Consider the following 13,230-nt stretch of genomic DNA (forward strand, 5'->3'; position numbering starts at 1 on the left):
GAGCCCCTCCGAGGAAACGCGGTCAGCCGTTGGCGGCGATGTCCGCCAGCACCGCGGCGATCGACCGCACCGGGACACCGGTGCCGCCCTTGCCGGTGTAGCCCCACGGCGAGCCGGTGTTGAACGACGGGCCCGCGATGTCGATGTGGACCCAGTCGAGGCCGTCGGCGACGAACTCGCGCAGGAAGATCCCGGCGGCGAGCATGCCGCCCCAGCGGTGGCCGGTCACGTTGGCCAGGTCGGCCAGCCGCGAGTCGAGGTCGGTGCGCAGTTCCTCCGGCAGCGGCATGGCCCAGCCGTTTTCGCCGGTGGCCTGCATGAGCGCCGCGACGCGGTCGCGGAAGTCCTCCGTGCCCATCACGCCGGCGGTGCGGTTGCCGAGCGCGACGACCTGGGCGCCGGTCAGGGTCGAGGTCTCGATCAGGTAGTCCGGGTTCTCCTCGGCCGCGCGCACCATGGCGTCCACGAGCACGAGCCGTCCCTCGGCGTCGGTGTTGAGCACCTCGACGGTCTTGCCGCCGTACATGGTCAGCACGTCTCCCGGGCGGTACGACGTCCCCGACGGCAGGTTCTCCGCCAGCGGGATGTGCGCGACGACTTCCAGCGGGTACTTCAGCTTCGCCGCCAGCACGACCGACGCGAGCACGCCGGCCGCGCCGGACATGTCCGAGGTCATGTGGTCCATGTTCGCGGCGGGCTTGAGCGAGATGCCGCCGGAGTCGAAGGTGATGCCCTTGCCGACCAGCGCGACCTTCTTGGCGGCCTTGGCCGGCTGGTAGGCCAGGCGCAGCAGCCGCGGCGGGCGCGACGAGCCGCCGCCGACGCCGAGGATGCCGCCGAAGCCCTTGCGCTTCAAGGCCTTCTCGTCGAGCACCTCGAACTCGAGGCCGTTGTCCTCGGCCAGCTTCTTCGCGCGGTCGGCGAAGGAAGCCGGGTAGAGGTCGTTCGGCGGGGTGTTGATCAGGTCGCGGGCGACGATGACGGCTTCGGCGATGGTGCCGGCCGCCTTCAGGGTCGCCTTGTGCTCGCGGGCGGTGCCGTCGGCCGGGCTCGTGAAGTCGGCCTTCGCCAGCGGGGCGTCGCCCTTCTCCGAGCGGTAGGCGGTGAAGACGTACGAGCCGAGGATCGTGCCCTCGACGGCGGCCTGCAGGTCGAGCTCGGACAGCGTGACCAGCGCGCGGTCGGTGCCGGCCAGCGCGCGGCCGGCGGCGCCCGCGGCGCGGCGGACCTGCTCCGGGGTGACGGCGCCGGCCGCCTTGCCCAGGCCGACGGCGAGCACGACACCGGCGGGCAGCTTGCCCAGCGTCGGGACCTTGACGACCTCTTCGGCCTTGCCGCTCGCACCGAGCGTGGCCAGCAGGCCGGCGAGCCGGCCGTCGAAGGCGGCGTCCACGGCGGCGGCGCCGGGGGCGAGCACGGGACCGTCCTCGCCGGCCAGGGTGCCGATGACGACCACATCGGCGCGCGTCTTGGCCAGTGCCTCCCCGGTGTTGTCGGACAGGGCGAGCTTAGGCACGGTCACTTCTGGCTCCTCGCGCGTTCGCGGTGGTACCGGGCACCGGCCCGGTCGGGATCGTGAGCCATGCTAATGACGGCGGAACCGCGGGTGAACAGAGGTACGGGAGGGCCGCGTGCGGCTGGGTGGTGGACTGCTGGTGGCGCTGGCGGCCGGGGCGGCGGGCGCGGGCTGGTGGCTGCTGGCCGGGCTCGTGCTGGCGGCGGTGGCCGCCGGCGTGACGGCGCGGGTGCCGGAACCGGGGGATGCCCTGGTGGACCGGGTTGTCGTCGCCGTCGCGCGGCTGTCCGAGGTGACGGTCTACGCGATCGCGTTCGGAGCCTACGTCTTCCCCGCCCACCGCGCGGTGGCCGCCGCGGCGTTCGTCGTGGTGGTCGCCGGCGCCGGGTACGCCGGGCTGAAGATCCCGACGATCGTCGTACGGGCCGCGGGTGGACTGCTGCTCGCGGCGGGGCTCGCGCTGGTCGCGGTGTGCGTCGCGGTGGCGCCGGTGACGACCGCCGGCGGCGGCCTGCAGCCGCCGGACTTCGCGGGCGTGCTGGTCGCCGCCGTGGTGGCGTTCCCCTTCCTGCGGCCCGGTGGACGCGGGAACGCGGGCCTGCGGGTGCTGCTGCTCGGCGCGTTCGCCGTCGTGGCCGCCTTTGCCGCGCTCTACCAGCTCGGCGCGCTGCGGCTCGGGCTGTCGCTCACCTCGCTGCGCGACCTGCTGTCCGCCGCCGACGCGGACGCGCTGCAGCCGCTGCTCACCGTCGTCGCCGTGATCGCGACCCTCGTGCCCGCCCTCGCGGCCGGGACCGAGGTCCGGGCCCGCGCCGGGATGCCCGGGCTCGCGGGCGTCGCCGTCGCCGCCGTGGCCGCGTACTTCCTGCCGGTGCTGCCCGTGCTCGTCGTCGCCGGGCTGGCTGCCGTGTTCGAGCTGCTACTGGGCGTACGCGCGCGCAGGTACAGTGAAACCCGTGAGTGATCGACGTTGGCGGCCGGGGGAGACCGTGGCCGAACGGTTCCACCGCCCCGACGGCTCGATCGGCCAGGTCCACCCGCTGCGCGTCCTCGAAGACGACGGCCGCGTCCTGCTCGCCTGGCTGCCGGCCGGCACGCCGATCATCGGCAGCAGGCTCGCCGACGGCCGCCTGATGCGGGACGCCCCGCTGGAGCAGCGGTTCCGCATTCCGCGGGTGGCGGTGCCGGACTTCTGGCACGGCGCGTCGACGCTGCGCCGGATTCCCGAAGACGAGTGGTCGTCGGTCTGGTGGTTCTTCGACCTCGAAGGCCGGTTCAAGAACTGGTACGTCAACCTGGAGATCCCGCTGGGCCGCACGCCGGGCGCGGTCGACCGGATCGACGGCGTCCTCGACGTCGTCGTCGAGCGCGACGGCAGCTGGCGCTGGGACGACGAGGACGAGGCGGAGGCCGCGCTCGAGGTCGGCCGCCTGACGCTCGAGCAGTTCGACCGGCTGCGCGCGGAGGGCGAACGGATCGGCGCCCTGGCCGAACGCGGCGCCTACCCGTTCGACGGCACGGACACCGACTTCCGCCCGGACCCCGGCTGGCCGGCGCCGGAGCTCAGCCCGCGGTCAGGAGAAGGATCAGCGCCAGCACGGCGTTGACGACCGCGAGGATCACCACCGACTTGGCCGGGAGCACCTTCGGGAACGCCTTGCCGTGGATCTTCCGCCACCACACGACGCCGAAGACGCCGCCGACCAGGCCGAGGAAGCCGCCGAAGCCGCTGTCCAGCACGGCCCAGCCGACCATGCCGAGCAGGCCGACGCCGAAAGTCAGCAGCACCGCGGCGACGAAGGTCTTGATGTCGGCGCCGGTGCTCTTGGGCCGGGGGACCGGCTCAGTGGAGTGGTAGGTCACCAGGGCATCTTAGAGGGGCCACGCCGCGGGCGCGGGGAACTCCGGAACAGATGGACATCCGACTAACGCGCGTCCGAGCAAGCGGTATCGTCTAGCCATGACGACCACGACACAGTTCGCCCATATCCCGCACCCGAGTCCTGCGAGCGCGGACCGTGTCGCGGAGGTACTCGCCGCCCCCGGCTTCGGGGTGTACTTCACCGACCACATGGTCACCGTCAAGTGGTCGAAGGCCGAAGGCTGGCACGACGCCCAGGTCGGCCCCTACGCGCCGTTCACCCTCGACCCGGCGACGTCGGTGCTGCACTACGGCCAGGCCATCTTCGAGGGGCTCAAGGCCTACCGCCAGCCGGACGGCTCGATCGCGTCGTTCCGCCCGGACGCCAACGCCGAGCGGTTCCGCCAGTCGGCCGAGCGGCTCGCCATGCCCCAGCTGCCCGAGGAGCTCTTCCTCGAGTCGCTGCGGGAGCTCATCGCCGTCGACGGCCGGTGGGTGCCCACCCGGCCGGGTGATTCGCTGTACCTGCGGCCGTTCATGATCTCGACGTCCACCGGGCTCGGCGTCAACAGCCCGGCCGCCGACTACGTGTACACGGTCATCGCTTCGCCGGCCGGGTCGTACTTCGCGGGCGGCGTGAAGCCGGTCAGCGTCTGGCTGTCCACCGAATACGTCCGGGCGGCCCCCGGCGGCACCGGCGCGGCCAAGTGCGCCGGCAACTACGCGGCGTCGTTCGTGGCGCAGGCGCAGGCCGTCGAGAAGGGCTGCGACCAGGTGGTGTGGCTCGACGCGGTCGAGCGGCGCTGGGTCGAGGAGATGGGCGGGATGAACCTGTTCTTCGTCTTCGGCTCCGGCGAGGACGCCCGGGTGGTGACCCCGGAACTGACGGGTTCGCTGCTGCCCGGCGTCACCCGCAAGTCGTTGCTGCAGCTGGCTTCGCGGCTCGGGTACAAGATCGAGGAGCGCCGCATCTCCACCGAGGAGTGGGAGAAGGCGGCCGCGTCCGGCGAGCTGACCGAGACGTTCGCCTGTGGCACCGCGGCGGTGATCACCCCGGTCGGCCACGTGAAGCACGCGGGCGGCGAGTTCACGATCGCCGACGGGCAGCCGGGCGCGCTGACGATGAAACTGCGCGAAGAGCTGACGGGGATCCAGGAGGGCACCCGCCCCGACGCGGACCACTGGATGGTCCCGCTCGGCTGATCCTGATTCCACCGGCCGATACCCTAGCGGTAACTGCCTCATCCATGAGGCAGTTACCGCTAGGGTCGGCGAGCCGACCTTCCCGGCGAGTGCCGGGGTTCGCTTTCGTGGTTCAGGAAGCGGGCGCGGTGATCAGCGGGCCGGAGACGCCGGCCTGCTCGTGGGTGGCCGTCTCGGCGAGGACGCGGGCCGCCATCATCAGCAGCGGCAACGCGGTCACGGCGCCGGTGCCTTCGCCGAGCCGGACGTCCAGTTCCAGCAGCGGGCCCAGGTCGAGGTGCTCCAGCGCGAGGGCGTGCGCCGGTTCGGCCGTCCGCTGACCCGCGACCCACCAGCGCCGCGCGCCCGGGGCGAGCTCCTCGGCGACCAGCGCGGCGGCGCAGGCGACCAGGCCGTCCAGCACCACCGGCGTCCGGCGGACCGCGGCCTGGGCGAGGAACCCGGCCATCGCGGCGATGTCCGCACCGGCCGTGGTGCGCAGCAGACCGACCGGGTCGGCCAGCACCGCGCGGGCCCGGCGCAGGGCGTCGCGCACGGCGGTGGCCTTGCGCATCCACGCGTCGTCGTCGATGCCGGAGCCGCGGCCGACGACGGCGACCGGCTCGCTGCCGGTCAGGGCCGCCACCAGCACCGACGCCGGCGTGCTGTTGCCGATCCCGAGGTCGCCGGGGATGAGCAGGTCGGCCCCGCCGTCGACTTCGGCGTCGGCGATCGCGATCCCGGCGCGGACGGCGGCCTTGGCCTCGTCGGCGGTCAGCGCGTCTTCGACGTCGATGGAGCCCGAGCCGCGGCGGACCTTGAACTCGCCGATCGAGCGCGTCGCGGGGGCCTCGGTGTCGACGGCCAGGTCGACGACGCGCACGCTCGCGCCGGCGGCGGCGGCCAGGACGTTGATCGCGGCGCCACCGGTGAGCATGGTGCCGAGCAGCTGCGCGGTGACCTCGGCGGGATAGGCGGAGACGCCCTTCGCGGCGATGCCGTGGTCCCCGGCGAAGACGACGACGCGCGGCCGGGTGAACGGCCGCGGCGGCGACTGCCCCTGGCAGGCGGCGATCCAGACGCCCAGCTCTTCCAGCCTGCCCAGCGACCCGGCGGGCTTGACGAGCTTGCCGTGCAGCGCGATGGCGGCGGACCGAGCGTGGTCATCGGGCGGGGCGATCTCGGGGAACTCGATGTTTTCCGGCTCCACACCAGGCCCTTCGACTCTTTGGGGTTCCGGGTGGCGGAGCCCCCGGCCCGGGGCGGAGCCCCGGTTTCAACGCTGTGGCACGGCAACGCTGTGGCCAACTTACCGGGCAGCGGCGGCCGCGAGTCGTGCGGCCGGGGTGGCGGACCACGGCGTTGGCGTTGGCGGTGTGGTGGCGGGCGGTCCGGTGCCGGTGGCGCGGCTTCCGCGAGGTCGCGCGGGGATCCGGCTTGGCCTTGGGGGAGGGCCGGTGCCCGGCGGGCGGCGCGGGTTTCCGGGGGGCTGGGGGAGCGGGCCCGCCCGGGTGCGGCTTCGCGGTCGGCGGCGGCCGTGCCGAGCCGGCCGGAGTGGGCCGGCGGCGGCTCGATCCCCGCCTCCGCGAGGTCTCGCGGGAATCGGCGCAGCGTCCGGCCGCGCTCACCGGCGCCCAGTAGTCTCGCGGCTCGTGGAGACGACGGCGGCCGCGGTGGTGCTGGCCAGCGGCGCGGGGACCCGCGTCGGCGCGAAGCTGAACAAGGTCTACCTGCCCCTGGCCGGGCGGCGGGTCGTGGCCTGGTCGCTGGATGCCTTCGAACGCGTCCCCGGGATCGGCGTGCTCGTGCTGGTGATCCGGCCGCAGGACCGCGAACTCGCCGAAGAAGTCACCGGCGAAGGCGTCGAGATCGTGTACGGCGGCGACACCCGCCAGGCCTCCGAGCTCAATGCGCTGCGCCACCTCGCCCCGCGCATTAGAGGCGGCCGGGTCGACGCCGTGCTGCTGCACGACGCGGCCCGGCCGCTGGTCCACCCCGAACTGGTCGGTGCGGTGCTGGCCCGGACACGCGAGGACGGGGGGGCTGTGCCGGGCCTGGCCGCGGACGACGTCGTCGAGGTGGAAGCCGGGCACCTGGTCGCCCAGGTGCCCGGCGCGATCCGCGTCCAGACGCCTCAGGGCTTCCGGGCCGGACCGCTGCTCGAGGCCTACGAGAAGGCCGAGCGTGAAGGCTTCGTGGGTACGGACACTTCGTCGTGCATGGAGCGGTTCTCCTCCCTGCCGATCCGCTGGGTCCCGGGTGCTCCCGAGAACCTCAAGATCACCTATCCCCACGACCTCGTCGTCGCGGAGCGGCTGCTGGCCCGCTAGGCGCACGCGGGCGGGCCGCCGCCGTCGTCTCCCTCCCCACGCCCCGTCGGCCGGATGGTGACGTCGTGGCGCAGTTCGGGCGGGATCCGGCACTCCCGCTGTGGCCGGAGTGCCTGCAGCGGAGCTCCCGGGGTGCCGGGTTCCGCCAGGGTGAGCACCGCTCTCAGGGTCCACACCGGGGTGGCGTGGTACTGCCAGGTGACGACCCGCGGGCTGAACACGTCGGTGCCCGGGAAGGTCGGCACGCGGTAGGCGCTGGCCCGGTGCTCGTCGCGGAGGATGATGACGTCCGCGCAGGTCGGCCAGCGGTATACCGCCGCGTAGATCTCCGGTGCCTCGCGGCCACCGAACAGGTGCAGCACCCATTTGCGGCGCCGGAGTTCCTCGAGGAGTTCCTCGAGGCCCTGGCCGCTGGAGCCGGAGTGCGGTGTGGGCGGGGACACACTTTCGAGGGTAACTTGCGTACTAGCGCACAGTCCAGTGCGTGTACTAGTACGCCTGGGTGGTTCTGGCCAGGCCTTTGTGGGACACCCCCCGGCGTGCTAGAACACTTGTGCGTGTTGTCCCTGTGAGGAGCCGCCTTGCCCACCCTCGACCGCCCTGAGCCGCCGTACCTGCAGATCGCGGGCCGGATCCGTGACGACATCCTGTCCGGCCGGCTGCAGGAGGGCGACGCGGTGCCGTCCGCCCGCGAGATCGCGCGCACCTGGGCCGTCGCCATGGCGACGGCCACCAAGGTGCTGGCCACGCTCCGCTCGCAGGGGCTCGTGCGGCCCGTGCGCGGGGTCGGCACGGTCGTCGACCGCGGTGGCCTGCACCGCACGGCCCGCGACCGCACCGCCGCCTCGGGGCGGACGGGCCGGATCTACCCGCCGGGCCACTACGCGGTGATCCGCGCGGCCGGTCTCGAGCCCGCGCCCGAACGCGCCGCGGCCGCACTCGGCCTCGAGGAAGGCGCCCCGGCGATCCGCCGCCGGCGTACCACCTACGGTCCCGACTCGCGGCCGCTGTCGACGTCGACGTCGTGGTTCGACGGCACCCTGTCGGCCAAGGCGCCGGCGCTGCTGGTGGCCGAGCGGATCGTCGAGGGCACCGCGGCCCACGCGGCCGCCCGGCTCGGCACGAAGATCGCGACCACGCAGGAACGGCACGCGGCGGGCCCCGCGGGCGAGGAGGAGGCGGCCGAGCTGGGGCTGGCCGCCGGGTCGCCGGTGCTGCTCGGCCGGAGCACCTTCGTGGCGGCCGACGGGACGGTCGTCGAGTACGGTGAATCCGCCGCCTTGCCCGACCACTGGGTTTTCTACGAGTACACGACTGAGGACGGCGAATGAAGCACATCCACGCGGGCAAGGTCCGTGACCTGTACGAACTCGACGGCGGGGACATCCTGCTGGTCGCGTCCGACCGCGTCTCGGTCTACGACGTCTCGCTGCCGACGCCGATCCCGGACAAGGGCAAGCTGCTCAACCAGCTCTCCGCCTGGTGGTTCGACCGGATGGCCGACGTCGTCCCGAACCACGTCGTGTCCACCACCGACGTGCCGGAAGAGTTCGCGGGCCGCGCCATGCGCTGCAAGCCGCTGAAGATGATCCAGGTCGAGTGCATCGCGCGCGGCTACCTGGCCGGCCTCGGCCTGCGCGAGTACCAGCGCGACGGCCGAATCTCCGGCGTCGCGCTGCCGCCGGGCCTGGTCGAGGGCGACAAGCTGCCGGAGCCGATCTTCACGCCGACGACGAAGATCTCCGACACCGGCCACGACGAGTTCATGACCTTCGACGAGGTCCTGAACGAGATCGGCGAAGACACCGCGAAGCGGCTTCGCGAGCTGACGCTGGAGATCTACACGAAGGGCGCCGAACACGCCGCGAAGCAGGGCGTCATCATCGCCGACACGAAGCTGGAGTTCGGCTTCGACGCCGACGGCACGCTGACCCTCGGCGACGAGGTCCTGACGTCGGACTCGTCGCGGTTCTGGCCGGCCGACGCGTGGGAGCCGGGCCGCCCGCAGCACGCGTTCGACAAGCAGTTCGTCCGCGACTGGTCGCGGTCGACCGGCTGGGACCAGACCCCGCCCGGGCCGGAGATCCCGGCGGACATCGTCGAGCAGACGCGGCAGCGCTACACCGAGGTCTACGAGCGGATCACCGGGAAGACCTGGGTCCGCGGGTGAGGACGACCCGGATGGCCCCCGAAACCGCGTTCGACCTCGGGGTGCCGTTCCAGGACCGGACCGGCCGGGACTAGCGACTAGGGGCTCTTGGTCAGGCTCGCGTCGCGCTCGACGACGTCGCCCAGGGCCTCGTCGATGGCGGTCATCAGGTCGGCGTCGAGCTTCTTGCCGGCGGCCTTGACGTTCTCGTGCACCTGCTCCGGCCGCGAAGCCCCGATGATCGCCGAGGCGACGTTCGGGTTCTGCAGCACCCACGCGACGGCCAGCTGGGCGAGGCTGAGGTCGGCCTCCTTGGCGAGCGGTTCGAGCCGGGCGACGCGCTCGAGGACGTTTTCGTCGAGGAAGCGGGCGACCATGTCGGCACCGCCCTTTTCGTCGGTGGCGCGCGAGCCTTCGGGGTAGGCCTGGCCCGGCTTGTACTTGCCGGTGAGCACGCCCTGGGCGATCGGCGACCAGACGATCTGGCTCAGGCCTTCGCGCTCGGAGGCCGGGATGACCTGCTCCTCGATGACGCGCCAGAGCATGTTGTACTGCGGCTGGTTCGACACGAGTGAGATGTTCAGCTCGCGGGCGAGAGCGGCGCCGCGGGAGATCTGCTCGGCGGTCCATTCCGAGACGCCGACGTAGAGCACCTTGCCCTGCCGCACGAGGTCGGCGAAGGCGGTCATGGTCTCTTCGAGCGGGGTGTGCCGGTCGAAGCGGTGTGCCTGGTAGAGGTCGACGTAGTCGGTGCCGAGCCGCTTCAGGCTGGCGTGTGCCGACTCCATGATGTGCTTGCGGGACAGGCCCCTGTCGTTCGGGCCCTTGGGGCCGGTGGGCCAGAAGACCTTGGTGAAGATCTCGAGGCTTTCCCGCCGCTGCCCCTGCAGGCCGCGCCCGAGCACGGACTCGGCGGCGGTGTTGGCGTAGGCATCGGCGGTGTCGAAGGTGGTGATGCCGGCGTCGAGTGCGGCCTGGATGCAGGCGCGGGCCTGATCTTCCTCGACCTGGGAACCGTGGGTGAGCCAGTTCCCGTACGAGATCTCACTGACGTTGAGGCCACTGCGGCCGAGGCGACGAAACTCCATAGCCGTGAGCTTAGGCGGTAATCGTTTACTTTGCTAACGACCTGGCGTGACTCCGGCTTCATTCCGGCCGGTCGCCGTCGGCCGGCGGCCCGGCCTCGATCTCGAAGAACGGCATCTTGAGGCGGAAGCGCTCGGCGTCCTTGCGCTTGGTGAGATGGAGCCGGTAGAGCAGCCAGGCGCCGAGGAAGACGATGAAGAGGATGGCGGCGATCGCCCAGAGGCTCGCCGCGGACATCCCGGCGACGCGGGACAAGACGATTTCGAACGACGACACGCGGCCCTCACCGCTGACCGGCCCGGGACTTCTCCGCCAGCTGGCTCAGGTGCGCAACGCGGTGGAAGGCGGCTCTCGCCGACGCGTGCTTTCGGCGTCCGGTCCCGGGTGGCCTGCTGACGATCAAGCCAGACAAAACGCCGGATCAGCCGGTGCGACGACCGATCCGTTACGGAGGGTACCGCAGTCGCGGACAGCAAGAAGCCGGGTGGAGGCTCGCTCCACCCGGCTTCTCGGAAACTGCTCAGTTCGGGATCGGGTCCCCGGGCTTCAGCCGCGGCTTCGGCATCCGCAGCCGCCGGATCTGGGACGCCCGGACGAACGCGTACCAGCCGAGCGACCGGCCGCTCACCGCTTCCTTCGGGAACTTCTCCCGGACCAGCTTGGCGATCTTCCGGCCGTTCACGAAGCCCTCGATCGCCATCACCAGCAGCATCGCCGTGCACAGCAGCGTGATGTACGACTGGACCTGGGGCAGCGGCACCAGCAGCGCCAGGAACACCAGGATGGCCAGCGGCATGAACAGGCCGAGCAGGTTGCGCCGGCTGTCGACCAGGTCGCGGACGTACGCCTTGACCGGCCCGCGGTCGCGGGGGAGCAGGGCCTTGTCGTCGCCGCGCATCATCGCCTCGCGGCGGGCCTTGGCCGCCGCGCGGCGGTCTTCCTTGGTCTGCGGGTTCGCCTTGCGCAGCTCCTTGTTGCGCTTCATCGCCTCACGCATCGTCGTGGGCGGTGGCGCCACCGGGCCACGCCGCTTCGCCTCGGCCTCGCGGCGCTTGGGCGTAGCTTTGCCCTTACCGGGCGTGTACGCCTTGCCGGCGACGTCGACGGCTTCGGCCGACTCCGGCTCTTCGGCGGCGGTGTCTGTGGTGCTTCGGCGCAGGAACCTCACCTCACCAGGGTATTGCAGGCGTCACGCCGCCGGTAACCAGGGCGATCGATGTGCGACGATGGTGGGGAACAGATCGGACGTCCCCGGTGTTGAACACGTCAGCACGAGGAGTATCCGCAGCGAGTTCGAACTTAGAGGGAGTGCCATGACGACCGCTGAGCACGCCGGCGCGAAGCAGGCCGAGACCGCCGAGGAGACCCACGGCGTCACGTTGACCGACGCCGCGGCTTCCAAGGCGAGGGCCCTGCTCGAGCAGGAGGGCCGCGACGACATGCACCTGCGCATCGCCGTCCAGCCCGGTGGCTGCGCGGGCCTGCGCTACCAGCTGTTCTTCGACGAGCGCACGCTCGACGGCGACCTGTTCCGCGACTTCGACGGCCTCAAGGTCGCCGTGGACCGGATGAGCGCGCCGTACGTGTCGGAAGCCGTCATCGACTTCGTGGACACGATCGAGAAGCAGGGCTTCACGATCGACAACCCGAACGCCACCGGCTCCTGTGCCTGCGGCGACTCGTTCCACTGAGTCGTCCGCAAGAAGGCGAAACACGCGAGAAAGGCCCCGTCTCCCGGTGGGAGGCGGGGCCTTTCTCGTTGCTGCGGATCTACACGTATGCGTCGAGCTCGGCCACCTGGGCGTGGCACGCCTCGTCGACCAGCCACGGCTTGGCCGTGACGCGGGGCAGCGGCAGGCTCTCGGCCTGCAACGTCGCCGGGATGAGCGCGCAGTCGGCGATCAGCTCGGACAGGGTCTCGGGTTCGGTGACGGCGTTCACGATTCGTAACGCTATTGATCCGCTCTCGACTGGAGAAGGAGTACCAGCCGGTAGTGTCGGCTGGGCACGCGCGAACTACCCGGATGGGTCACGACCCGGGGGTAACTTCGCGCCTTTTGCCGTGAGGTCGAACACTAAGGAGCAGCCGGTGGCAGACAGGGCCAGGATCGCGGTGTCCGGCAGTATCGCGACCGACCACCTCATGCACTTCCCGGGCAGGTTCGCCGAGCAGCTGGTCGCCGAGCAGCTGCACCGCGTCTCGCTGAGCTTCCTCGCCGACGACCTGGTGGTCCGGCGCGGCGGCATCGGCGCGAACATCGCCTTCGGCCTCGGTGTGCTCGGCGTCCAGCCGGTCCTCGTGGGCGCCGTCGGCGCCGACTTCGCCGACTACCGCTCGTGGCTGGAGCGGCACGGGGTGGACACCTCGGGCGTGCACGTGTCCGAGGTCGCGCACACCGCGCGGTTCGTCTGCACCACCGACGAGGACCTCTGCCAGATCGCGACGTTCTACGCCGGCGCGATGGCGGAGTCCCGCAACATCGAGCTGCAGCCGATCGCCGAGCGGGCCGGCGCGCTGAGCCTGGTGCTGATCAGCCCGGACGACCCGGAGGGCATGATCCGCCACGCCGCGGAGTGCCGGCAGCGCGGCTACGCCTTCGCGGTCGACCCGTCGCAGCAGCTGGCCCGGATGACCGGTGAGCAGGCGCGCGCGTTCGTCGCCGGCGCGAAGTACCTGTTCTCCAACGACTACGAGTGGGAGCTGCTGCTCCAGAAGACCGGCTGGACCGAGGCCGACGTCCTCGACCAGGTCGGCCTGCGGATCACGACGCTGGGCGAGAAGGGCGTCGAGATCGTCGGCAAGGACGGCATCGCCCTGCAGATCGGCGCGGTCCCCGAGCGCCTGAAGGCCGACCCGACCGGCGTCGGCGACGGCTTCCGCGCGGGCTTCCTGGCCGGCCTCGACGGCGGGCTGAACGTGGAGCGCGCCGCCCAGCTCGGCTCGCTGATCGCGGTGCTGGTCCTGGAGACGGTCGGCACGCAGGAGTGGACGTTCGACCGCGCGGAAGCCCTGGCCCGCATCGGCGAGGCGTTCGGCCCGGACGCGGCGGAGGAGATCTCGGTGGTCCTGCCCGCCGCCTGACGCTTCCACGGCGAAGGCCCCGCA

The 13,230-nt window shown here is 71.9% G+C and carries 16 protein-coding genes; 8 read left to right on the forward strand and 8 right to left on the reverse strand.

What is annotated here, in order from left to right; translation table 11 throughout:
* Positions 1-22: 22 nt before the first annotated feature.
* Entirely contained in the window at positions 23-1,522 is a 1,500-nt protein-coding gene (locus tag ISP_RS11590) for a leucyl aminopeptidase (RefSeq protein WP_014466778.1), read from the reverse strand.
* Between the two features lie 109 nt (positions 1,523-1,631).
* Between ISP_RS11590 and ISP_RS11595 the strand changes: the two genes are divergently transcribed.
* Positions 1,632-2,480, forward strand: a complete 849-nt coding sequence (locus tag ISP_RS11595; protein ID WP_013224058.1) for a hypothetical protein — start codon at positions 1,632-1,634, stop codon at positions 2,478-2,480.
* Positions 2,473-3,123 carry a ribonuclease FAU-1 family protein gene (locus ISP_RS11600; RefSeq protein WP_176742102.1) on the forward strand — a complete coding sequence of 217 codons (651 nt, stop codon included), beginning with the start codon at positions 2,473-2,475 and terminating at the stop codon, positions 3,121-3,123. The genes ISP_RS11595 and ISP_RS11600 overlap by 8 nt, the downstream gene beginning before the upstream one ends.
* Here ISP_RS11600 and ISP_RS11605 read toward each other — a convergent pair.
* The gene (locus tag ISP_RS11605; protein ID WP_013224060.1) at positions 3,080-3,379 is read right to left on the reverse strand and encodes a hypothetical protein; all 300 of its coding nucleotides are present in this window, start codon (positions 3,377-3,379) and stop codon (positions 3,080-3,082) included. The genes ISP_RS11600 and ISP_RS11605 overlap by 44 nt on opposite strands.
* A 97-nt stretch (positions 3,380-3,476) precedes the next feature.
* On the opposite strand from ISP_RS11605, the gene ISP_RS11610 reads away from it, so the two are divergent.
* A complete protein-coding gene (locus tag ISP_RS11610) occupies positions 3,477-4,580 on the forward strand; it encodes a branched-chain amino acid aminotransferase (RefSeq protein ID WP_034284299.1) in 1,104 nt (367 codons plus the stop codon).
* A gap of 112 nt (positions 4,581-4,692) precedes the next feature.
* On the opposite strand, the gene cobT is transcribed toward ISP_RS11610, so the two are convergent.
* Complete coding sequence (gene cobT / locus ISP_RS11615; RefSeq protein WP_013224062.1) at positions 4,693-5,769, reverse strand: nicotinate-nucleotide--dimethylbenzimidazole phosphoribosyltransferase; 1,077 nt, start codon at positions 5,767-5,769, stop codon at positions 4,693-4,695.
* Positions 5,770-6,211: 442 nt separating this feature from the next.
* Between cobT and ISP_RS11620 the strand changes: the two genes are divergently transcribed.
* Positions 6,212-6,889 carry an IspD/TarI family cytidylyltransferase gene (locus ISP_RS11620; RefSeq protein ID WP_013224063.1) on the forward strand — a complete coding sequence of 226 codons (678 nt, stop codon included), beginning with the start codon at positions 6,212-6,214 and terminating at the stop codon, positions 6,887-6,889.
* Here ISP_RS11620 and ISP_RS11625 read toward each other — a convergent pair.
* Positions 6,886-7,332, reverse strand: a complete 447-nt coding sequence (locus ISP_RS11625; protein ID WP_013224064.1) for a hypothetical protein — start codon at positions 7,330-7,332, stop codon at positions 6,886-6,888. The two genes, ISP_RS11620 and ISP_RS11625, sit on opposite strands and share 4 nt — an antisense overlap.
* Positions 7,333-7,470: 138 nt before the next feature.
* Between ISP_RS11625 and ISP_RS11630 the strand changes: the two genes are divergently transcribed.
* Entirely contained in the window at positions 7,471-8,220 is a 750-nt protein-coding gene (locus ISP_RS11630) for a GntR family transcriptional regulator (protein WP_013224065.1), read from the forward strand.
* Positions 8,217-9,059 (forward strand): phosphoribosylaminoimidazolesuccinocarboxamide synthase, encoded by an 843-nt coding sequence (locus ISP_RS11635; RefSeq protein WP_013224066.1) that lies wholly within the window; start codon positions 8,217-8,219, stop codon positions 9,057-9,059. Before ISP_RS11630 ends, ISP_RS11635 begins: the two co-directional genes overlap by 4 nt.
* A 77-nt stretch (positions 9,060-9,136) precedes the next feature.
* Here ISP_RS11635 and ISP_RS11640 read toward each other — a convergent pair whose 3' ends face one another.
* From ISP_RS11640 to ISP_RS11650, 3 genes are all read right to left on the reverse strand, one after another.
* Positions 9,137-10,126, reverse strand: coding sequence for an aldo/keto reductase family protein (locus ISP_RS11640; RefSeq protein WP_013224067.1), 990 nt, complete (start codon positions 10,124-10,126; stop codon positions 9,137-9,139).
* 58 nt (positions 10,127-10,184) lie between these two features.
* Positions 10,185-10,400, reverse strand: coding sequence for a hypothetical protein (locus ISP_RS11645; RefSeq protein WP_013224068.1), 216 nt, complete (start codon positions 10,398-10,400; stop codon positions 10,185-10,187).
* 244 nt (positions 10,401-10,644) lie between these two features.
* The gene (locus ISP_RS11650; RefSeq protein ID WP_013224069.1) at positions 10,645-11,292 is read right to left on the reverse strand and encodes a DUF3043 domain-containing protein; all 648 of its coding nucleotides are present in this window, start codon (positions 11,290-11,292) and stop codon (positions 10,645-10,647) included.
* 145 nt (positions 11,293-11,437) lie between these two features.
* Between ISP_RS11650 and ISP_RS11655 the strand changes: the two genes are divergently transcribed.
* Entirely contained in the window at positions 11,438-11,815 is a 378-nt protein-coding gene (locus ISP_RS11655; RefSeq protein WP_013224070.1) for a HesB/IscA family protein, read from the forward strand.
* Between the two features lie 79 nt (positions 11,816-11,894).
* Here the strand turns inward: ISP_RS11655 and ISP_RS11660 are convergent, their stop codons facing one another.
* Positions 11,895-12,065 (reverse strand): hypothetical protein, encoded by a 171-nt coding sequence (locus ISP_RS11660; RefSeq protein WP_014466779.1) that lies wholly within the window; start codon positions 12,063-12,065, stop codon positions 11,895-11,897.
* Between the two features lie 148 nt (positions 12,066-12,213).
* Between ISP_RS11660 and ISP_RS11665 the strand changes: the two genes are divergently transcribed.
* Entirely contained in the window at positions 12,214-13,206 is a 993-nt protein-coding gene (locus ISP_RS11665; RefSeq protein ID WP_013224071.1) for a carbohydrate kinase family protein, read from the forward strand.
* The last annotated feature ends 24 nt before the right edge of the window (positions 13,207-13,230 follow it).

The organism is Amycolatopsis mediterranei (assembly GCF_026017845.1).
Lineage (GTDB): Bacteria > Actinomycetota > Actinomycetes > Mycobacteriales > Pseudonocardiaceae > Amycolatopsis > Amycolatopsis mediterranei.